16 protein-coding genes are annotated in these 21,607 nt (G+C 49.6%); 9 read left to right on the top strand and 7 right to left on the bottom strand.

Annotated features, from left to right (window positions below; all coding sequences use genetic code 11):
- The first annotated feature begins 78 nt into the window (after positions 1–78).
- From ACP9M6_RS10130 to ACP9M6_RS10120, 3 genes are read left to right on the top strand one after another with little or no spacing between them, the layout of a single operon-like run.
- On the top strand, positions 79–3,285 hold the full coding sequence (locus ACP9M6_RS10130; RefSeq protein ID WP_427450775.1) for an FG-GAP-like repeat-containing protein: 3,207 nt from the start codon (positions 79–81) through the stop codon (positions 3,283–3,285).
- Positions 3,286–3,287: 2 nt separating this feature from the next.
- The gene (locus tag ACP9M6_RS10125; protein ID WP_427450773.1) at positions 3,288–4,175 is read left to right on the top strand and encodes a hypothetical protein; all 888 of its coding nucleotides are present in this window, start codon (positions 3,288–3,290) and stop codon (positions 4,173–4,175) included.
- A complete protein-coding gene (locus ACP9M6_RS10120; protein ID WP_427450772.1) occupies positions 4,172–5,170 on the top strand; it encodes a sulfotransferase family protein in 999 nt (332 codons plus the stop codon). The genes ACP9M6_RS10125 and ACP9M6_RS10120 overlap by 4 nt, the downstream gene beginning before the upstream one ends.
- Here the strand turns inward: ACP9M6_RS10120 and ACP9M6_RS10115 are convergent.
- Positions 5,139–7,127 (bottom strand): hypothetical protein, encoded by a 1,989-nt coding sequence (locus ACP9M6_RS10115; RefSeq protein WP_427450770.1) that lies wholly within the window; start codon positions 7,125–7,127, stop codon positions 5,139–5,141. The two genes, ACP9M6_RS10120 and ACP9M6_RS10115, sit on opposite strands and share 32 nt — an antisense overlap.
- Positions 7,128–7,269: 142 nt before the next feature.
- Here ACP9M6_RS10115 and ACP9M6_RS10110 point away from each other — a divergent pair, with 142 nt between their 5' ends.
- From ACP9M6_RS10110 to ACP9M6_RS10100, 3 genes are read left to right on the top strand one after another with little or no spacing between them, the layout of a single operon-like run.
- Positions 7,270–7,647: a BlaI/MecI/CopY family transcriptional regulator gene (locus tag ACP9M6_RS10110; RefSeq protein WP_427450768.1), complete on the top strand. Its 378-nt coding sequence runs from the start codon at positions 7,270–7,272 to the stop codon at positions 7,645–7,647.
- Positions 7,648–7,668: 21 nt separating this feature from the next.
- Positions 7,669–9,600 carry a M56 family metallopeptidase gene (locus ACP9M6_RS10105; RefSeq protein ID WP_427450766.1) on the top strand — a complete coding sequence of 644 codons (1,932 nt, stop codon included), beginning with the start codon at positions 7,669–7,671 and terminating at the stop codon, positions 9,598–9,600.
- A 28-nt stretch (positions 9,601–9,628) separates the two neighbouring features.
- The gene (locus tag ACP9M6_RS10100) at positions 9,629–11,668 is read left to right on the top strand and encodes a TonB-dependent receptor plug domain-containing protein (protein ID WP_427450765.1); all 2,040 of its coding nucleotides are present in this window, start codon (positions 9,629–9,631) and stop codon (positions 11,666–11,668) included.
- On the opposite strand, the gene ACP9M6_RS10095 is transcribed toward ACP9M6_RS10100, so the two are convergent.
- Together ACP9M6_RS10095 and ACP9M6_RS10090 are read right to left on the bottom strand one after the other, a co-directional pair.
- Positions 11,665–13,536 carry a beta-galactosidase gene (locus ACP9M6_RS10095; protein WP_427450763.1) on the bottom strand — a complete coding sequence of 624 codons (1,872 nt, stop codon included), beginning with the start codon at positions 13,534–13,536 and terminating at the stop codon, positions 11,665–11,667. The two genes, ACP9M6_RS10100 and ACP9M6_RS10095, sit on opposite strands and share 4 nt — an antisense overlap.
- A complete protein-coding gene (locus ACP9M6_RS10090) occupies positions 13,529–14,494 on the bottom strand; it encodes a threonine ammonia-lyase (protein ID WP_427450761.1) in 966 nt (321 codons plus the stop codon). Before ACP9M6_RS10090 ends, ACP9M6_RS10095 begins: the two co-directional genes overlap by 8 nt.
- 81 nt (positions 14,495–14,575) lie before the next feature.
- Between ACP9M6_RS10090 and ACP9M6_RS10085 the strand changes: the two genes are divergently transcribed.
- Together ACP9M6_RS10085 and ACP9M6_RS10080 are read left to right on the top strand one after the other, a co-directional pair.
- Positions 14,576–16,204 (top strand): long-chain fatty acid--CoA ligase, encoded by a 1,629-nt coding sequence (locus ACP9M6_RS10085; protein WP_427450759.1) that lies wholly within the window; start codon positions 14,576–14,578, stop codon positions 16,202–16,204.
- Positions 16,188–16,892 carry a hypothetical protein gene (locus ACP9M6_RS10080; protein ID WP_427450757.1) on the top strand — a complete coding sequence of 235 codons (705 nt, stop codon included), beginning with the start codon at positions 16,188–16,190 and terminating at the stop codon, positions 16,890–16,892. Before ACP9M6_RS10085 ends, ACP9M6_RS10080 begins: the two co-directional genes overlap by 17 nt.
- Here the strand turns inward: ACP9M6_RS10080 and ACP9M6_RS10075 are convergent.
- On the bottom strand, positions 16,889–18,088 hold the full coding sequence (locus ACP9M6_RS10075) for a multidrug effflux MFS transporter (RefSeq protein ID WP_427450756.1): 1,200 nt from the start codon (positions 18,086–18,088) through the stop codon (positions 16,889–16,891). The two genes, ACP9M6_RS10080 and ACP9M6_RS10075, sit on opposite strands and share 4 nt — an antisense overlap.
- A gap of 168 nt (positions 18,089–18,256) precedes the next feature.
- Between ACP9M6_RS10075 and ACP9M6_RS10070 the strand changes: the two genes are divergently transcribed.
- Positions 18,257–18,661 carry a host attachment family protein gene (locus ACP9M6_RS10070; RefSeq protein WP_427450754.1) on the top strand — a complete coding sequence of 135 codons (405 nt, stop codon included), beginning with the start codon at positions 18,257–18,259 and terminating at the stop codon, positions 18,659–18,661.
- Positions 18,662–18,663: 2 nt separating this feature from the next.
- On the opposite strand, the gene ACP9M6_RS10065 is transcribed toward ACP9M6_RS10070, so the two are convergent.
- From ACP9M6_RS10065 to kbl, 3 genes are read right to left on the bottom strand one after another with little or no spacing between them, the layout of a single operon-like run.
- Positions 18,664–19,326: a nitroreductase family protein gene (locus tag ACP9M6_RS10065; protein WP_427450752.1), complete on the bottom strand. Its 663-nt coding sequence runs from the start codon at positions 19,324–19,326 to the stop codon at positions 18,664–18,666.
- Positions 19,323–20,357 (bottom strand): L-threonine 3-dehydrogenase, encoded by a 1,035-nt coding sequence (gene tdh / locus ACP9M6_RS10060; RefSeq protein WP_427454780.1) that lies wholly within the window; start codon positions 20,355–20,357, stop codon positions 19,323–19,325. Before tdh ends, ACP9M6_RS10065 begins: the two co-directional genes overlap by 4 nt.
- 8 nt (positions 20,358–20,365) lie before the next feature.
- On the bottom strand, positions 20,366–21,559 hold the full coding sequence (gene kbl, locus ACP9M6_RS10055; protein ID WP_427450750.1) for a glycine C-acetyltransferase: 1,194 nt from the start codon (positions 21,557–21,559) through the stop codon (positions 20,366–20,368).
- Positions 21,560–21,607 lie beyond the last annotated feature (48 nt).

Raw genomic sequence — 21,607 nt, 5'->3', positions numbered from 1 at the left:
GCAAGGGAGTCAGCCGACAGGCTGGACAGGATATATGTGGAGCGTTAGAGCCGAAGGGAGATAAGGGGCCTTGTTTACATGACTACCAGTGACGTCAGCGCACTCGAGACTTACAGTGAGAACCGTTCAGACAAAGGTTTGGATAAACGGCTCGTCTTCGGCGCTTTGGGTGTGGCCGCGATTGTGCTCACTTTCTGGACCTCTTCTCGATATCCTGCCCTAGATGAGAAAGCCTCACTGGGCGGCGACAACGATATCTCTGCATTAGCATTTGATCAGATTGTTAAAGTTTCATCCTCTGACTCCGTTCTCTGGAAAATCACAGGTAATGCGCTGAACTGGGCCTATACCAACAAGCAGGGTATGTTCTTTGGTATCTTATTCGCCGCCGCAATCATGACACTCTTACAGCTTTTGGTGCAAAAGCAATTTAAGGGCCGTTTTGCAAATACTCTGTTGGGTGTTTCGATCGGCGCGCCGCTTGGTGTTTGTGTGAATTGCGCTGTCCCTATCGCTATGGGCGTTCAGAAGTCCGGCGGGCGCACGGAAACATCGCTGGCCGTTTTACTTTCATCTCCATCCCTCAACATGGTCGTGTTGAGCATGACCTTCGCCATATTTCCGTTCTGGCTGGCGGCGCTAAAGGTTTCGGTTACATTGGCCTTTATTATATTGGCCATACCCCTCGCCGTAAAACTTCTTGGGCCATCGATTACACCCGCTGAAAGCGTTATAGACGATGTTATGGATGCTACGCCAAGCTTGGGTGAGAAGAGCAATCCCTCCACGCGAATTTACGACAGGCATGACCCGCTGGCGCGCACGAATTGGTTGAGGGCGTTTATTTGGTATGTTCGGGGTTTCGGAGAAAACCTTTGGTATATCTTTAAAATTACAGTGCCACTTATGATCTTGGCGGGCATACTCGGCTCCATCGTTGTGACTCTCTTGCCATGGGAAGCGCTCGCCGCCTTGGTCCCAACAGGTGGATTGGCTTGGGTGTTGGGCATCGGACTGGTTGCTATTCTTGGAACCTTTCTACCGGTACCCATTGCGTTTGATGTCGTGATATGTGCCGTCCTTCTCGCAGCTGGTGTCGACCCAACATACGTTGCCGTCTTGTTGCTCACACTCGGCCTGTTCAGCATTTATCCGGCCCTACAAATCGGGCACAGTATTTCTAGAAAACTAGCCATAGGCCTATTCGCAATGGTCGCAATGACCGGAATTGCGACGGGTTTTGCGGCCAATGGGTTGGAGGCTTTCGAAGAGCGACGTCAGCAGACTGCCATTGCCTCAGGTCTTGCGAGGCAAGCCGATATCGAAGCCTCCAGTATCGACAGTAAAATTGGTTCAGATGTCACCATAATTAATACATTAGGGACCGGACGGGCAGTGGCGGCAAAAGACGTTTTCACCGCAAGTGACGGCGTCACGATCACCAAGATCCCTTTTGCAAAGGGATTCATCCCGGATGAACCGTCAGACAAACTCTTTTCCCGTATTTATGGCCCTGAAATTGGTCTCAATATGGCGGACGGTGTATCCCCCTTGCGCTTCCTTGAACCCATCGCAAGAACCCATTCAATAAGCACCGGAGATGTTCACGGTGATGGGTGGCCGGATGTCGTTCTAACCTCGGATGACGGTTTAGCTTTATTTGCGAATATGGGTGGTAAAAAATTTGAAAGGCAATCCATTTCTGCCTCAGGGATTGATTTAAAGGGTTTGGTACGCGCCGCGCTGGTCGATCTCGACGGCGACAAAGATCTAGATATTCTGGCCGCGTCTCATTGGGACGGTGTCTATATTCTGGAGAATATGGATGGCCGTTTTGTAACACCTGCTTTTGAATTACCCGGCCATGTTGAAGGCGCCATCACGAGCGCATTTGCATTCGGAGATCTGGATCAAGACGGAACGCTGGAAATTGTGGTTGGAAAATCGGCTATCGGCAATAACACGCTGAACCGAACATCTTCCGTCGCGCAAAATTATATTCTCTCCCGCGTAGACGATCAGTGGGTATCTAAACCCTTGAGCGGGCCGGAGGGTGAAACACTTTCGATCTTGATCTCTGACCTGAACCGTGATGGTCGGCCGGACTTGATGATTGGCAATGATTACCGCCCGCCGGATCATCTGTATTTTTCGAATGAACTTGGAGCGCTCGAGCGCGCCAATCGAGGGCGGATAAGGGGCGGAACAACGCGTTGGACGATGAGCCTCGCCACGGGCGATATAGACGGTGATCTCGTCCCCGAAATCTATGCCGGCAATATTAGCGGTCGAGCGGCCGCAGACTCTAAAAACCCTGCTTCTGAATGTCGATATGAAACCGCTCAGGAACGTCAAAAATGCGAAGACAGACTTTCTGCATTTATCCCCCTGCAACCGGCTAGACGTCAGGGAGACGCAATAGGCTGTAACGCAATCGAAGACAATATCATGGCTGAAGGATGTACCATGATTGCTATGACACAAGCCATTATGCGAAGAGGCGGCACAGGGACCGAGGCCGTCGGCGATTTATGTGAACGTATTCCGAACAAATGGCTGGACTTCAAACGTATGTGTGAAACCCGTCGCGATGAAGTCCTGGTCAAACTCTCCGAGCAAGAAATCAAAGAGACACTGCCCTCCTTCAAACAAACCAATGTTTTACTCAAACGCGATCCGAAAAATGGCATATTTAACGATATTGCGGAGCGTGCATCTGTCGATAATGGAGGGTGGACCTGGAATGCAAGATTTGCCGACTTGGATAATGATGCGGATTTAGACCTCTATGTTGTGAACGGTCATGGGATGGCGGTAAACCGATATGACGATAAATATTTTGAGAATTCCGCGGGAGAGTTTGTAAATCGTCCAGAGGAAGCGGGACTCGCTTCTGGCCTGCCCGCTACGGCCTATAGTTATGTCGATTTTGATCAAGATGGTGACCTTGATATTATGACCTTACCCTTACTGGGTCCCGCCAAAGTTTTTGTAAATACAGCCGCTCAATTGGGCTCAAACTCTATTGGTTTTCAGCTTGAAAATAAATCTGGCAACAGTTCCGCCATTGGGGCCGAGATCATTATTCGTTACGCTGGTGGAGCCCAAATTCGCGAGATACAGATGAGTGGAGGCTTCGCTTCATTTGACGAGCAAGTGGCACATTTTGGCTTAGGCGACATAGAACAAGTTGACTCTGTAGAAATCCGTTGGCCCGATGGGGAAGTCACGCGCACCCAAACACCGTTGGCCGCAGGCGCTCATTATAATATCCAACGCAACTGATCGTGTCCGGATTTTATCAAGCTGGGTTTTCTGAATCTCTTGGTCCAAACATTCTTCTGACGCAGTCAGACAGTTACCTGAATAAACGCGTGATTGGGACAACAGGTCATTATGATCTTGTATTCCCCTACCCCATGTTTGCGGGTAGAAATTTTTCAGCCATAGGACAAGATATTCGTTCCCTTTCGCAATCAGATGCCGTTTCAATGACCATCAGATCGGATGCATTTTTTGAAAAAACTGTAAGCCAAACAGAGGCTGTCTGGGATTGGTTTCGCCCATTCAAAACCCACCATATAACGAATCTATCCAAACCCTGGAGAGACAAAGCTGCCCGCAACGCAAAGCGCTATGAAGTACGCGCGCGCAGGACCTTCACTTTCTCGGAGGTTTTAAATCCGGCTTTCTACGCAAGTGACTTAAGGCGCTTAAACAGTATTATTTTAAATCGCAAACGAGGTACGAACACTTCAATTATAGCCGAGACAATATTGAGACAGCAATTGGGGTTAAGCGGCGCGAGACTATTCAGGGCATCTGACTCAAATGGTATTCAGGGTTTAGCCTTTTTTATGGTCACTGAAAAACGTGCATATGCCTATATGATAGGGGCAACTGATGAGGCGCGTTCAAATAACGTGATTTACGGATTATACGGCTACGCCTTAGATAGTTTTCAAGATGCGATGGATTACGTTGATTTTGGCGGCGTTCCGGGCACGTCAGACGATCAGAGCCACCCTATCGCACAATTCAAACAACTTTGGACAAATGAAACGGCTCAATCATTCATTTGTGGAAAGGTTTTCCGTCCAGATGTGTACAAAAACCTCTCGAAAGCGCATCCGACAAGTCATGTTAATTTTTTTCCAGCTTATACAGATCAATGAGCGATAAAGACTACATATTCCTGTTCTCATCAGATCGATCCGGAAGTAACTTACTGTTACGCCTGCTGGGGGCACATTCTGAAACTGTTGCGCCACCCACATCCCAGTTATTACCAAATCTCTATAAGGCCGTAGATAAATACGCGCCATTAGCCTCCCAAAAAAATTGGGAGTTCCTTCTTAAAAATGCGCAGAATTTGCACCATGCGGGTTTTGGTGAATGGACGAATTACGCGGACTTGCACTCTATATTATCACACCAAACAGAACGTTCTGTCAGCGTAATTTTGAGAACAATATTTGATACGGAAGCCAGAGCTAAAAACGCAAATGTGGTTGCTATCAAGGCTCACCGCGCCTTTGAATATGCTGACATGTTGCAAGCCGACTTTCCAAAGGCAAGGTTCATTCATTTAACGCGGGATCCGCGCGATATGGCCCTCTCATGGCTGAACACCCCTGCCTTAAGGGGCGGTGTGGCGAGAGCGGCGGCAATTTGGAAAGAGGAACAAGCAGAACTTCTAAAGCTGAGTAAGATGATGGATCGTGACGTTTATAGAGTGCGATATGAGGATATTCTCAGTCAGCCAAAGCAAGTTTTGAAAGAGCTTTGTAAAGCCTTGGGGGTGGCGTTTGAAGACGGGATGCTGAATTTTTACAAAAAAACAGATACGCAGAATATTGCAGGTCATGTGCACGCCTGGAATAATCTTGCAAAGCCACTCATGAGCCAAAATCAGGCGAAATATAAATCTGACTTAACGCTCGAACAACGTGCCCATATAGAGTTCACTTGCGGTCAAGAAATGGAGCAGCTTGGATACGCGCCTGACCTAAATTTAAAAAACTTTAATTTAGCCTCAATCGCATTCGACCTTCAAGAGAACGCCCCCTGGGAAAAACCTGGCTATGCAAAACTCAGTCAAACCGAGCGCGATAGCCATGTTGTCTTACGCAAAGCGGTTAAGACCCTCTTGGAAGGGCCAAATTATTAGAGCTGACGGCCATTTTAACGGTTTCAATAAAATCGTGATTGGAAACATGACGCATCATAGGATGGCAAGGGATGCTGATTAAACGTTCACTTAAAAATTTAGCATTTACGTATTCAGATGGGATATCCTTATAAGGCCTTTGGATTTCAAAAAACTCATGACTTAAGTTTGACCCCTGCAGAGGTCTGTTAGAGATAAATTTCAAATGTCCAATGGGTGACTTTTGCTTATTTTGATGAAGCCACGGTTTTAAACCGGGTAGGTTTCGGGCCACTAATTGCCGAATACGCCGGGCTTGTCTTTGATAAAAAAACGAAACCCGTTCATAACGCTCCAAAACATCCAGAAGCTCACAGCTGGTCTGCACTGGTAAAAGCTGCTCATCTTTTACGCTCTGCTCTAAAACTCGCATTTGGTCACTGGACAGAATGATTGCAGTGGCATCACTCACACCCCAAGGCAGAAAACCATTGCAGGACAACACTTCAATTTCATTTGAAGGGCGATTTGTAAGAGGACGATCTAATAGGCTACGTGCATTGTCGATAATTAGCGGGATTTTGGATCTTTCGCAATATTTTCTCAATCTTGCCCATGATGAAATATTAGCGCCATCATGATTATAGATCATGCCCAGGTTTTTATCAGATAGAATCTCTAAATTGGACTCGAGTAAACTGCCATTTTTATCACAATCCAACCTGACTGGATCCAGAATAAGACGCGCAGTCGACAGCGCATTGGACACCCAGTTTAGATTATCTTGTTCGCCCCCCGAGAGGACGACCTCTGCCAGTCGTAGAGCCTCTGCTTTTGAACGACAGAGAATGATTTTATCCTCATCCGGCAAACCCATAACATCCTTCAAAATGTCGGACGTTAATTGTCGGTGATCTATCTGCCCCTTTCGTATTTGATTTATTCGTAAAGCGTCTTGCGTATGAATTAGATGAAACGGTATTGGTCTTTGGACTGCAACTTTCGGATCAAAAAAATGGGTCGGGCCGTCTATGCCGGCTTTCTCCAATACACTCACAACCTCATCAGATCGACCTGTAAGGATAGTTCGACTTATCGGCTTAGCCATAGATTTTGAAAGCCAACCGGAATGAACTGACTCGATGCAGTCTTGGAGTTGTTTGCGATATATCCGACCAAAAGCCGTTGGAAAAAGCGCTTCGGGATTACAGATCAAGGACCCAAGACCAATATCGATCAATGTCACATCCGGCCTCTTCTGATACAAGTGATGTATCAGCCAAGCTGAGAGTGATCCCCCCGCTTGGAGCAGAATAAGTTTCAAGTCAGCCGCTCCATCAAGCCGTGCTTCAATATCGTGGAGGAGAGCAAAACGAGCTTCCCGCGCCCGCGACGGATGGATTTCCAAAAATTCTCCCTGCGAATGCCCAATGAATTCGAAATATCGGGATAGGTTTTGATTTCCGACGAGAAGTGTTTTACGCGTCCTCACGGCCCTCACAAACTCTATAAATGTGCTATTTATAATCGCGCGCTTAAACTCCATTCCATTTGCTGTGGGATGTTTTATCGAGACCGAGACATATCTCTCGATCATCTTCAGGCACACAGCCTCATCGTGGGTTATTCCGGCAGTTTCCAATCTTCCAGGCCACCCTAATAAGCCTGCTGAAAAAATATAGTTTGCCCTTCTCTTCGGTGAATTTTCGAGAAGGCTAAGCATTTCCTCAACAAATCCGCCTTCAAACATGTGTGGTGTGACCCGGTGGAATTTTTCTAAACGATCCATCTCACGTCTGGTATCTGGGGCAGGCTCACGAATATCAAAGCCTTCGGCTTCAATAGCGACGAGGCGCTCCCAAAATCCGTGATTGATTTTTGAATAAATAAAAGGCGTTTTAGTCAGGATCGAGCGCACCATGAAACTGAAAACGTCATCATCACGCCGAACATCGGGCTCTAATCTACTCGTAAACATGGTTATGCTTTGTGGGATAGCCGTCCCAGTCGCAAATGAATTCTATGTCTTGTCGAAGCCTTGCGAATATTAAAAAGCGCTAATATTACGACAATTGTCGTTTTAAGCTTGCGTAACGACAATTGTCGTATATAGCCATCCTATGACAAAACGATCAAAACCCTCTGCGGCTGAAACGGCTATCCTGACTGTGCTTTGGGAGAAACAGCCCTGCCCGGTCAAAGATATCCATGCCATTCTGAGTCAGACCAAAGATGTAGGCTACACGACGACATTGAAACAGGTTCAGCGCATGCATGATAAGGGTTTAGTCAAACGTCAGCCGGGCGAAGGTAAGTCTTATGTCTACAGTGCCGTGGACAGCGAGACGGAGACGAAATCCGCACTTTTTAATCGTTTTGTCGAAAACACTTTCGGCAATTCTGTGAGTGATCTCGTTATGCACGCTTTGGGCAATGAAAAGACATCAGACGCAGAAATTGATGCGATTAAAGCCTTTATTGCAAAGTTAGAAGAATAGAACGTCGAAAGGGGACGCATCATGGGACCGGAATTTACGCATCTGTTAGATAGTCTGGGATGGGCTGTTTTGCATTCTACATGGCAAGGTGGATTGGCATTTATTGCCGTTATATTCTTGCGAACATTTTTGCGGAATGGTTCGCCATCTCTCCGTTACAATGCGCAAATGCTCGTCTTACTGGGCTGTTTGGCAGCCTTTTTAACAACATTCGCTTTATATGCAGGATCGACCTCACCTGAAACACTGCGTGCCAGCGGTGCAGGTGGAGGTGACATGTCATTTGGCGGTCTCATACCGGCTTTTGACCCTTCCCGTGGAACCACCGGGTTTAACTGGCCTGATGTCTCGGCCTATACACCCTTTATCGCGTTAAGCTGGGTCATTGGCTTCATGGCGTTGAGCCTACGTTACGCATTCGCCTACGGTCAGGTGCAACAGTTACGCGTTCTAGGTGTTTCCGAAGCTCCGCTGGATTGGAAGCTTCGTTTTCTGAGCTTAATGGAAACCTCCGGGATCAAAAAAACAGTCCAACTCCATATCTCACAGCATATTGATGGACCTATGACGATGGGCTTCCTGAAACCAGTTGTGCTTGTGCCGACGGGTTTTCTGACCGGTATCCCGTCCGATCAGGTCGAAGCGGTCCTCCTGCATGAATTAGCACATATCCGTCGTCACGATTACCTCTTTAATCTCGTACAAACAGGTGTTCGGACCGTTCTGTTCTACCACCCTGCCATTCATATCATCTCGCGCTGGATTGATCGTGATCGGGAACAGGCCTGTGATGATATCGCTGTCTCTAAAAGTCAGGATGCCGGCGCTCTCTTACGCGGCCTTGCGGCCTTGCGTTTGCAAAGCGGGGGGCTCGCAATGTCCGCGACAGGAAAAGGTGAAGACACCCCTTTGATAGAGCGCCTTTCACGTCTGGCGGGCCAAAATCAGACGACCCCACGACGTCCAGAACACGTTCTCATGTCGCTCTTGAGCGCCCTCATGATTGGTACTATTTATGTTGGTGCAATGGCAAAAGCCGACGCGCACCCCCACCCTATAAAGCCAAAGCTGAGTGTTGAGGCGCCTGAACCCCCTGCGGTGTCCGATACGGTGATTGTAGCTAAGCCTTATGTCGCTGCCATAAAACCCACTCCACCTATTCTTCCGGTCCTACCGCCCACGCATTTCGATGGTGAAGTCGATGAGGGAGTATTCCAGAGTTTCATCGAAACCGATAAAGCGATTTGGAAATCTTACGAAATCGCAATGCGACAATATGAAAAATCTCTGGAGAGTTATCTGGAAAACACGTCTCTTTCGGAAGATGAGATGGAAGATATCGTAGAACATTACGAAGACTATGCAGATGACATCGAAGAACTCTTCGAAGATCGCCGCGAGTCGATTGAAGATCAATACGAGGACTATGTTGAGTACCGCGCCGAAGCCAACGACGATTGGACTGACGCGATAGAAGAAGAAATCGAGTATCAGGTCGAGCGCGCTATTAGCCAAGCTGAGCAAACGATCAGCGAAACTATTCGAAAAGCACAATCCGAAAACTTTCAAAGAGCTAAAGAACAGCGCAAAGAAGCTGCAAAGCAACGCGACATCGCCCGCAAAGAAGCGCGCGCTCATGCCAGGCATGACGAGAAGTCCCGAAACAAACACGAAATGTTCCGTGATGATATTATGAAAGAGCTTTTAGAAGACGGACTCATTCGCTCAAAATCTGAAACAGTTGCGCTTTCACATCCTGAAGACACAATGATTTTAAATGGGAAGTCTTTGCCGAAAGAGTTGCGCGGCAAATACTGCGCGATGTGGGACAAGGCGGGCTTTAAAGACGGCCATACGCAAGTCACGATTAGCCCGAAATCTCTTACAATTCTCGCCGATTATAAAAACGGTCAACATACCACCCGCGTGACCTATGGAACTTGGGAAGACTAAGTCTTTCCGCCCAAATAAGGACTCTAAAATGAACTATTTTTCAAAACCGCATCTTGCGGCAACGGTTGCGCTCGGCCTTATTTTTACCGCACCTGCCGTCTATGCACAAACAATTCAGGATGTATTTGAGCCTGAATTTTTCGAACAATATGCGCCCCAAAACGCCTTGGATATGATTGAACAAATTCCCGGGTTTCAGCTTCAGGTCGCTGATAACCGCCGCGGTTTGGGTCAAGGCGGCGCAAATATTCTGATTAATGGCGAACGTTTGACCGGCAAGTCTGATGTCGGCTCTCAGCTCTCGCGCATTGTCGCTGATAACGTTGTTAAGATTGAAATAAAAGATGGAGCCTCTCTCGATATTCCAGGCTTGTCCGGTCAGGTCGCCAATATTGTGACCAAAAACACGGGTGTAACAGGCACATGGAGTTGGGCGCCACAATTTCGGGAACGGCAGCGGATAAACCTCAATCATATCCACCTGACCGTTTCAGGAGAAAAAGGTAATCTCAGCTATAGCGCGGAAATTCGAAATGAAGCACAGCGAAATGGCGATTGGGGGCCGGAAACACTTACGGCCGCTGATGGGACCGTTTTCGAAATCCGGGATGAATTGGGCCGCTATAATTTTGATGGGCCAGGTGCTGTGCTGGACCTGAACTGGAAACCAAAAGAAGATCATGTCGGCAATCTGAACTTGGAATATAATAAACAGAATTTTGCATCGCTCGAACGCTCAAACCGTCGCGCCCTAACCCCGCGCGGTCGTGATCTGGAAACTGTATTCACGGGCGGTGAGGATGAGTGGAATGCCAAAATCGGTGCAGATTATGAATTTCCAGTTGGCCCGGGCAAGCTCAAAGCGATAGGATATTACCGCGCCGAACATTCCCCAACCCGCAATAAGTTTTCTGTCTTCGATTTGACCGGGGAACAAATTGGAGGTTCGATTTTTGACCGTGTCGCAGATGAAGGCGAAGCCATTCTTCGCGGCGAATATAGCTGGTCTAATGCAAAAGGTCAGGATTGGACTTTTGGCGCAGAAGGTGTCTTCAATTTCTTGGATATTGAATCCGAACTTCAAGTTTTCAACGATGGCGAATTTATCGAGGAAGCTATTGATGGCGCAACGTCCCGCGTTGAGGAACGTAGGACAGAAGCCACCCTCACCCATAATCGTGCGCTTTCTCCGAAATGGGATTTGCAAGTCTCTGCAGGAGTCGAATATTCTGAAATCCAACAGGAAGGCGAAGAAGCCCGCGACTATATTCGCCCAAAAGGTTTCCTCCTCGCGACTTATAAACCAGATGAAAAAACGGCTGTAAGGTTTAGAGCTGAACGCGAGGTCGGCCAACTTAGCTTCTTTGACATTATCGCTTCAATTGATGTCGTCGATGGCATTGACCGTGCCGGAAACTCCAATCTCGTCCCGTCACAGCGCTGGATTGGATCTTTAGAGTATGATCGTGATTTTGGACAAGGCTTCACAATCAACATCAATCCATATTTTCAGCTTATCTCAGACCTCGTTGACCGCATTCCAATCGGCGATGATGGAGATGCCGTTGGTAATGTCGATAATGCCATACGCTACGGTATTGATTTCAATACAAGTATCAAAGGCGATAGATGGGGCTGGACTGGGACACAGTTCGATCTAGATCTGGAATGGCGTGACAGCCGCGTCGATGATCCTGTTACAGGTGAATCGCGTCAACTCAGCCGTGATAAGAAGACCTTCTGGCACGCAAGAGCGCGCTATGACGTTCCGAAAACGGAGTGGGCCATCGGTGGCGGTGTTCGAGAATTTGCCGATTATAAAGGTTTCCGCTTATTCACAACGGACGACCCAACATTGGAACGCCCCATTACCTATGCGTTTGTTGAGCATAAGGACGTGTTTGGAATGCGTATCCGCGTAGAACTTACAAACTTGATCGACTCAAAAGAGGAATTCACACGGGAGTTTTTTACAGATCGAAGAGATCGGGGTGTATTGGACTTCACTGAGTTTCAGTCCCGAGCCTTCGGTCCAATTTTGGACATCGAATTCAGCGGAACATTTTAAGACACTTGCGACCAGTCGGCTTTCGCGTCGAGATAGGACACAGCAAGTTGTCCCGTTTTGAAGCCATAGTTTCGACTTTTCTCTCTCGGTTCTGAGACATCATACTCAAGATGAGTGAATAAGTCGCCAAGCCAATCATCAAGGGCCGCATCATCCGGCCAACCCGCCCAATAGGTCTTATACCCACTCTGTAAAACGATGGGGTCTTTAGACCTCGTTTGTTTAATCACACTCCAGTCCGTCTCAACGACCTCCCACCAAATTTTAATGGCCCCTGCACTTTGCAAATTCAGAGGAGCATCATCGCGCAAAGTTTCAACAGCCGTAATTCTTATACCCTCTAATTGAGGTGGTAGTTCGCGGGGTATGGTGAAATCTTCGGTACGCGACCCAAACCGTGGCCCCATGACCAGATGAGTCTGACTTTTCTCTGCGGCCGCTTTCAAAGTCTCCACATTTGAAAATATTCCCGGTGCAAAGACGGTAGCATATTTTTCAATATTTGTGTCGTTGGGATTTATAATATCAACGGGAATGTTTCGACGCCTCAGCCCGCGATAGATGTCATAAACCAATCGGAAATAATCAAATTGAATGTCTTGCGGCTGGACGTCCCACGCCCATTGGGACGGATAATCAAAGACAAGGCCAACGCGTGGAGCCCCTTCTCCAATACCGTTCATGGTGTTGAGCTCTTCTGCGAGTGACTGAATCTCCCGTCCCCCAGCTGAAAGCGTACCGTCCGGCAGCAAGAGGCCAGCATGCATCTGCTCCTGCGCGAATGGCGCCTGTCGCCAGCGAAAGAAACAGACAACCTCAGCCCCATGCGCAAAAGCCTCTAAAGCCCAGAGGCGGACCATGCCTGGGGTCGGAATGGGATTATGCGGGGCCCAATTTACAGGGCCGGGTTGCTGTTCCATCACCCACCAACGACCTTTTCCGACGCGACGGTAAATGTCGTGATGGAAAGCTTGAAAGTCCGGGTCACCACAACGCATGTGCTGGCGTTTGAAGTCTTGGTCGCGATCAGACCGATCTTCGAGGAAGCCAAGCGGGTAACTATCCCAACTCGCAATGTCCAAATTATCACCAACCTCATAATGATCGAACTCGGTAATCCGTCCCATATAATTATGGATCAACGGCGCATCTGTATGTGCGCGGAGGACTTCAACCTGCGCCAAATTGAACATTACGACGGCATCAGAGGCAAAACGGCGAAAATCCATAGCATGGGATGGGTTAGGTTCTGTGACCGTCAGATTGGGAAGCTCGATTTGGTCAAATCGATCATATTCCATGGACCAAAATATATTGCCCCAACGTGCGTTAAGCTCGGCAATATCCTCATACTTTTCCGACAACCAAAGCTGAAACGCAGATTTGGAAACAGGACTGTAAGAAAGCGTCGTATCGTGACAGCCATATTCATTGTCGATCTGCCAAGCTTGAACCGCAGAATTCCGACCGTAGCGCGCCCCCAAGACTTCGGCAATTCTGCAGCATTCTTGGATATAGCCCGAGTGGGAGAAATCATAATGTCGGCGGGAACCAAACCCCCTCGGTCGACCCTCGGCATCATAGGCAAGCATATCGGGATATTTATCCACCATCCAACGGGGCGGTGTCGCCGTTGGTGTGCACATCACGACATTCAAACCCGCATCGCCGAGCGTTTTTATAGCGCGGTCTAGCCAATCAAATTGGAAATGTCCTGGCTTCGGTTCAATCCGGCTCCAGGCAAATTCTGCGATCCTGACCCATGACAGGCCCATTTCCACCATACGCCGCGCATCATCTGCCCAAATCTCTTCGGGCCAGTGTTCGGGATAGTAGCAAACGCCGAGCTCTGGTTTTCGCTTATCCATTGAGGGCGCGCTCCAATATATCCGGATCGACATTTCCGCCGGATAGGATCACCGCAACGGTTTTGACATCATCTGGAAGATTTCTGCCAAGCGTAGCCGCTATTGCCGCCGCTCCGCCTGGCTCCAAGGTCACGCCCAGCTCTTCATGGGCCACGCGAATGGCCTGCAAACACTCCTGATCGGACACGGTGTAGACATTCTCCAGAGACTGTCCGTTAATCACCCATGGTAACTCGCCCGGCATAGGCGTCATAATCGCATCGCAAAGCGTCGCGGGTGTATCTGTAATCCGCATGCGTTTTCCTGTCCGTAAAGACATCTGATGATCGTTATAATCTGTCGGTTCCGCACCAAAGATGCGAGTCTTCGGTGACAATTCCTGCAGGGCCAAACTGATGCCCGCACACATGCCGCCGCCACCTAGGCACGTAATCATTGCGTCAAAATCCGGTTCCGCTTCGGCCAGTTCAACGCCAATGGTGCCCTGGCCTGAAATAACGTAAGGATCGTCATAACTCGGGACGAGGACGCGACCGTCTTTTTTGGCGATATTTGCTGCAATTTCCTCACGACTTTCTGTCAGACGATCATACGTCACAATCGTTGCACCATCCGCCAACACGCCGTCGACTTTAACCCTTGGCGCGTCCGTCGGCATCACGATAATCGCGTCGATGCCCAGCTCTTTCGCCGCACAGGAAACCCCCTGCGCATGATTGCCGGAGGAGAAAGCGACAACACCCCCTGCCCTCTCCTCGACCGTCATAGCCGAGAGACGATTAAACGCCCCGCGATATTTGAACGCCTTTTTCTTCTGCAAACATTCCGCCTTAAACCAGACCTGTTTTCCGACCTGTGCATCGATCGCATCGGACCGTAGCAAGGGTGTTCTGACCGCATGGCCGTCCAGTCTTTTGACGGCCTTGGCCACATCTTCATATGTCGGTATATGTGTCACGCGTTCTCCCGGTTGACCCCTGTCGGGAATAATGAAAATACACGCTATAAAACAAGAGCAAACTCACAATCGGGAGACATCATGCAAGGTTTGATGATGAAGCAGGAGCTGATGATCAGCGACCTGATCGAACACGCGGCCACAGTCCATAAGGATCGCGAAATCTACACGCTGAATACGGATATGTCAGAGCATCGCTATAGTTGGAGCGAATGTGCTGTCCGCGTGCGGAAGCTGGCCAATGCGTTGATCGCAGCCGGCGTGAAAACCGGCGACCGGATCGCGACGATTGCATGGAACAATTATCGCCATATCGAAATTTATTACGCGGTCAGCTCCATCGGCGCGATTGTCCACACCATCAATCCACGCCTGAAGCCGGAACAAATCGCGTGGATGGTCAATCATGCCGAAGACAAATATGTCATGTTCGACACAACATTCGGTCCCATCATTGAAGGCGTAGGCGCGATGTGTCCGACTGTCGAGAAGTGGATTTGTCTGACAGATGCGGCCGGACTGCCGGATTACAAGACCGATGTGCAGGATTATGAGAGCTTCATCGCAGATGCGGATGAGAGTATAGAGTGGGAACGCTTTGACGAGAATACAGCCTGTACGCTCTGCTACACTTCCGGCACAACGGGCGATCCAAAAGGTGTTCTCTACTCCCACCGCTCGACAATTCTGCACGCTATGGCGGGTAGTTTTCAAGACGTTATTGGTGGCGGGTCGAATGACACGATCCTCGCCGTTGTTCCCATGTTCCACGTCTCCGCCTGGGGCCTGGTCTATTCTGCCGCAATGGTCGGCGCAAAGCTCGTCATGCCCGGGCCGGGACTGGATGGCCCGAACCTGACGAAGATGATCAATGATGAAGGTGTGACCATCATGGCGGGCGTCCCGACCGTTTGGCTGGGCATCTATAATCACGTCAAATCTACAGGTGGTGCACTGCCATCTGTGAAGAAAGCCCTCGTCGGTGGCTCGGCCCTCCCCGAAAGTCTGTTGCGTGCTTATGAGCAAGATCTCGGCATTCCGATGCAACAGGGTTGGGGCATGACGGAAACATCTCCGCTGGGCAGTACATATGCCGCCTTCCCGGGTGCGGACATGTCAAATTATGACGATACGGTTCAGGACAAACTCTATGCCGGACGTCGTATCTTTGGTGTCGATATGCGCATCGTGGATGATGAAGGCGAAATCCTGCCGCAGGACGGTGAGGCTTCCGGTCACCTCCATGTGCGCGGGCCTTGGGTTGCCTCCGGCTATTTCAAAGGCGCGGGCTCTGACAGCTTCACCGATGATGGCTGGTTCGCGACGGGCGACGTAGCGGCGCTACATCCGCGGGGCTATCTCGAAATTACGGACCGGTCCAAAGACGTCATCAAATCCGGTGGAGAATGGGTCTCCTCCATCGAAGTCGAAAACGCGGCTTGCGATCATCCGGACGTACAAATGGCGGCCTGTATCGGCGTGCGCCATGAACGTTGGCAGGAACGCCCCATGCTCATCGTGCAATCCGTTCCGGGTAAGTCCCCTGCCATCGACGAGATCAAGGATTGTATCGGCGCGAAATGCGCAAAGTGGTGGATGCCGGACGCAATTGTCTTCGTCGACGAACTCCCCCTCGGCGCGACAGGCAAAATCCTGAAACGCGAGTTGAAGAAACAATATAAAGACTTCGATCTTGAAGCTGCTTCATAAAGTTCTGGCGGCTCTGAGTGCCTGTGTCGTTCTGAGCTGCCAATCTGTTGAACGAGAAGACCCGATGGAGACGCATATGTTGCGTCTCCAATGTAAGGCTGCGGATGACTTCAAGCTCTTATCGCGCGTCGCCGTTTTAAATATTGGTCTCGAGTCTTATGATTACGGGCTGATAACAGGTCACGGCGTACCGCCGGACCGCCCCTGCCAAGTTCTGGATTTTGAAGGACGCTCTGCTCCTGTGAGTGTTATCTCACTTGCCCAGAATTATAAAATTGGTGCTCAAACGGATTGGGCTTTGATACGATTTGAGAAGATCAACACACCCCGCCTCATTCGATATGATTTGGTGCCTTTCACCGAGACAACGGCTCTGGACAATATGCGCGTTGAATTTGCGCAGGCGAGAGGCTTACCTGAAAACCGTCAGTCCTGTAATTTGGAAATTCTTGATTTCAGTGAAAATGAACGACGCGTTTCCCACAATTGCCGATCGGTACCAGGACAATCAGGCACACCTGTAACCCGCCGTATTGATGGTCGGGACACTCTCGTGGGCTTGCATATCGGTCAACTCTGGATGTTGGAGTCTCCGAGAACGGGAAGACCTGACAAAAAGGGCTATATCAATCTTTTCAACGTCGAAACAGTCGACGAAATCAAAGCGCTGATTGAGACGTATAGTTAGGTCTTACCTTCGCCCACCGCGAAAAGCTTCCCACATTCCGTCCAGAGAATAACGAGCAAACTGCTGACACCCAATAAGACGTAAGCGATCAACAATGGCCGAACTGTACCGTCAAAACTCCGCGCAACCAGAAACCCCAAAAAACTGGAGAGAGTCATCGTCACGAAGCCGTAGACAGCATTGGCCGTACCCGCAACTTTCCCCATATATTCAAGGGCTAAGCTAGAGAAGTTGGCTCCCATCATTCCGAAACATCCGAAAGTGAGAACAAATAAGACGTAAAAGACCCAGAAGTTCTGACCGATAAATTGCATATAAATCAGGTTTATGGCCGAGAGTGCAATGAATGTCAGGACCACAATATGGCTGATCCGACGCATGCCAAAACGCTCGACAACGCGACTATTGGAATAATTCATAACAGCCAAGAGACCAGCTATTCCCGCAAAATAGAGATAGAATTTATCACCACGTCCGAAAACCTCATCAAAGACTTGTTCAGATGCGCCGATAAAGGCGAAAAGACATCCGAATATGATGCCGCTGGCCAGCATATATCCCACCGTGATGCGGTGAGATAGTACCTGAGAAAACCCGTTAATAATGTTGCCGAAAGATATCTCGCGACGGTCCTCAGGGTCGAGTGTCATAGGAAGCCGGAATTGGGTCCAAATAAATAAGATAGCCGAGAAAACGCCGAGCACCCCAAAGACCCAACGCCAATCTGTGACGGCCATAATCGCCGTGCCCAATGCAGGGGCGATAATCGGGACGATCATAAAGACGGTGTAAACGAGGCTCAATATGCTCGCCATCGCCCGCCCTTTGGACAGGTCACGAATGATGGCCCCCGCCGAGACCCGCGTCCCTGCGCAGCAGACGCCCTGTAACAATCTTAGAAATAAGAGCGACCCAAAAGATGGTGCTATCATGCAGAGGAAACCCGTAATCAGATAACCGATCAAACTTAATTGTAGCAGCAATTTTCGACCAAAACGATCAGATATCGGGCCGAAGATAAGCTGTGGAAATCCGAACCCCAAAATAAACGCGAAGATAATCAGTTGCTGGTCATTTGGGTTTTCAATTGCGTAATAATCCCCCACGATTTCCAGAGCCGGCAACATAACATCGATACCAAGCGCTTGTAGCCCGAATATCGACGCCATCATCGCCACAAATTCCCATCTCGGCATGGGCATTGGGGGTATTGATGATTGGATCGTTTCTTTGGATGGTGTCACGCGAGATACTCCTGAGCGCGCGCTATGCGCTCAGTTGTTTTTCTGCGCAAGTCCAAAGGAAAGATGCAACGCATATGAGCTTTGAACGTTTGCCTAATAAGCTAACTGAAGAGAATTTATATGACAGACCTCAAATTATCGGAAAATACGCTAATTTTTATCGCAACCGGAGAAGAAGCAAAACTTTTTCGTATGAAAGAATATGGGGTGAGACAGTACGACCATTGGGAACCTGGAGATTTAGCTGATCAGGGTCCGTCCGGAAAATTGCCTCCAGAACGCTCTGACAAAGAAACGATGGAGGCAACCTTTTCAAAAATTATGGCAGAGAAGCTTTACAAGCTCGCACATGCAGAAAAGTTCGATAAATTAATATTATGTGCTGATCCGGAAACACTTGGCGAAATGCGCCCCCTGTTGCACAAAGAAGTTGAAAACAAACTGTTAGCCGAGATCGATAAAACCTTTATCAACTCTTCAACCGATGATATTGAACGCAGCCTAGCAAAAGCAATGAGTAATTGAATTTAAACCCAGACTTTCGCAATCTCATCAAATGTCTTTTTCTCTAATGCGTGAGCTGGAACGGTGGCATCTTCAGCCGGATGTCCGACAACCAATAGGACCAAAGGCTTCTCGCTAGTCGGACGCCCACAAATCTCTCGCAAAAAATTCATCGGCGCGGGCGTGTGTGTAAGTGTCGCAAGGCCCGCCGCATGAAGAGTCGCAATCAACATGCCAATCGCGATGCCGACGCTTTCGGTGACATAGTAATGTTTTTCGCCATTCGGGCCTTTTTTCTGCGCAAATATCGCGATTAACCATGGCGCAGTTTCCAAGAAAGGCTTTGACGCATCGGTGCCGAGCGGCGCGAGCGCATCCAGCCATTCGTCAGAAGCCCGTCCGCCGTAAAAGGCGCGCTCTTCTTCTTCGGCGGCTTCGCAAATGCGGCGTTTCATATGAGAGTTTGAGATAGCAGCGAAATGCCAAGGTTGTTGATTGGCACCATTGGGCGCTGTGGCAGCCGCTTTGATGGCTGTTTCGATTACATCTCTTGGAACGGGTTTATCAGAGAAATCCCGAACCGTCCGACGCTTTCGAAGCATTGCCAGCATGTCTTTCGAGACCGCCGCCATCTCCTCATCTGAGACAGAACGATAACCCGTCAAAGGAACCTGTTCCTCACTCATATTTGCGACCAGTCCAAAATGACCTTCCCAGCCTTCCGTGTTTCCATCAAATCGAACGCCTGTTGGAAATCACGCGCAGCAAAACGGTGGGTAATCATGTTCGACATATCAAGACCGCTATCCAACAGCGCGAGCATTTTATACCAAGTTTCATACATCTGACGGCCATAAATACCTTTAATCGTTAGAGCTTTCCCGACGATTTTTGACAGGTCAACGGGATAAGGCGTTGCCGGAATCCCCAGCATAGCAATAGATCCACCCATCAGCATTGTGTCGAGCATTTGCTCAAAGGCGGGTTTGGCACCGCTCATTTCCAAGCCGACATCAAAGCCTTCCGACATTCCGATTTCGGACATCACGTCTTTTAGGTCTTCAGACATCGTGTTGACCATCCGCGTGCGCGACGTGATCGTCTTGGCAAAATCCAGACGCCAGTCTTCGATATCCGTCAGGACGATACGTCTTGCCCCTGCCCGTTCTGCGACAGCTGCGGCCATAATACCGATAGGTCCCGCTCCCGTTATGAGGACATCTTCCCCCACCAGATCAAAAGCGAGTGCCGTATGAACCGCGTTACCTAGCGGGTCCATGATTGCAGCAATATCTAGTGGAATAGATTCCGGCAGAGGAATGACATTGAATTCCGGCAGGGCAAGATATTGCGCAAAAGCTCCGGGTAAATTCACGCCAATCCCTTTCGTATCCGGGTCAAGATGGAACCGCCCCGCACGGGCATTGCGAGACCGCCGTCCGACGACGTGGCCCTCACCGGTCACTCGGTCTCCGACTTTCACCCGTTTCACAGTTGAGCCGATAGCGGCGACCGTCCCGCCATATTCATGTCCGACGACCAACGGGACCGGCACATTCTGCTGCGCCCATTCATCCCAGCCATAGATGTGCATATCGGTGCCGCAAATCGCGGTGCGCTCAATTTTAATCAGGACTTCATCCGGTGCGATTTCGGGTATCGGAACATCCTGCAGCCAAAGTCCTTTTTCAGGTTTGGCCTTGACCAGGGCTTTCATCATCTCCGTCATGAGATGACGCCCAATTCACGTCCGACCTTTGTGAAGGCTGCAATCGCGCGATCAATATGTTCGGGCGTGTGCGCCGCGCTCATCTGCGTGCGAATACGGGCTTGCCCTTTGGGCACGACGGGGAAGAAGAACCCGATGACGTAAATCCCTTCATCGAGTAGTTTTGCCGCCATATCCTGCGCGAGTTTCGCATCGCCCAGCATCACCGGAATAATTGGGTGCTCACCGGGTTTGAGGTCAAAGCCAGCCGCCTCCATGCCTGCGCGGAACCGTTGCGAATTAAACTCTAACTTCCCGCGCAAATTGTCTCCGTCTTTCGCGAGTTCAATGGCTTTCAAGCTCGCGCCGACGAGCGGCGGGGCCAGGCTGTTGGAGAAGAGATAAGGCCGCGAGCGTTGACGCAACATATCCACGACTTCCTGTCGCGCACAGGTAAAGCCTCCCATGGCACCGCCGAGAGCTTTGCCGAGTGTCCCTGTCAAAATATCAACGCGGCCTTCAACGTCGCAATATTCCGCAGATCCGCGTCCGCCCTTGCCGAGAAAACCCGTTGCGTGACAATCATCGACCATCAGGACGGCGTTATATTTATCTTTGAGATCGCAAATCCCTTTCAGGTTCGCGATAGTTCCGTCCATCGAGAAGACCCCATCGGTTGCGATCATAACTTGTTTCGCACCGTCTGCGCGGGCCGCTTTCAGTTTTTCTTCGAGGTCCGCCATGTCATTATTGGCGTAGCGATAGCGTTTGGCCTTGCAGAGGCGGATGCCATCAATGATCGAAGCATGGTTTAGCGAATCCGAGATAATCGCATCTTCCCGACCCAAGAGCGGTTCAAACACACCGCCATTCGCGTCAAAGCAGGCCGCATAAAGAATGCTATCCTCAAAGCCGAGCCAGTTCGCGAGGGCTTGTTCCAATTCCCTATGCTGTCCCTGTGTTCCACAAATAAACCGGACGGAAGCCATGCCAAACCCGTAATTATCGAGCGCGACTTTCGCGGCTTCAATGAGGTCCGCATTGTCGGCCAAGCCGAGATAATTATTGGCACAGAAATTCAGAACGCTCTTACCGCCGACATCAATAGAGGCCGTTTGCTCGCCTGTGATCAGACGCTCTTCTTTATAGAGGCCGTCTTCACGGATCGACTCGAGCTCTTGCGCAAGATCGGAATAGAGACTGTCTGACATAATCGCGTCCTTTCAATTTTTACGGCATAACGCGCTGGTCGCGCCAAA

It is taken from the genome of Litorimonas sp. WD9-15 (genome assembly GCF_050271975.1).
Classification (GTDB): Bacteria; Pseudomonadota; Alphaproteobacteria; order Caulobacterales; family Maricaulaceae; genus Litorimonas.
Note: the sequence above shows the minus strand (reverse complement) of the source record. Positions and strands in the feature narration are given on the sequence as shown.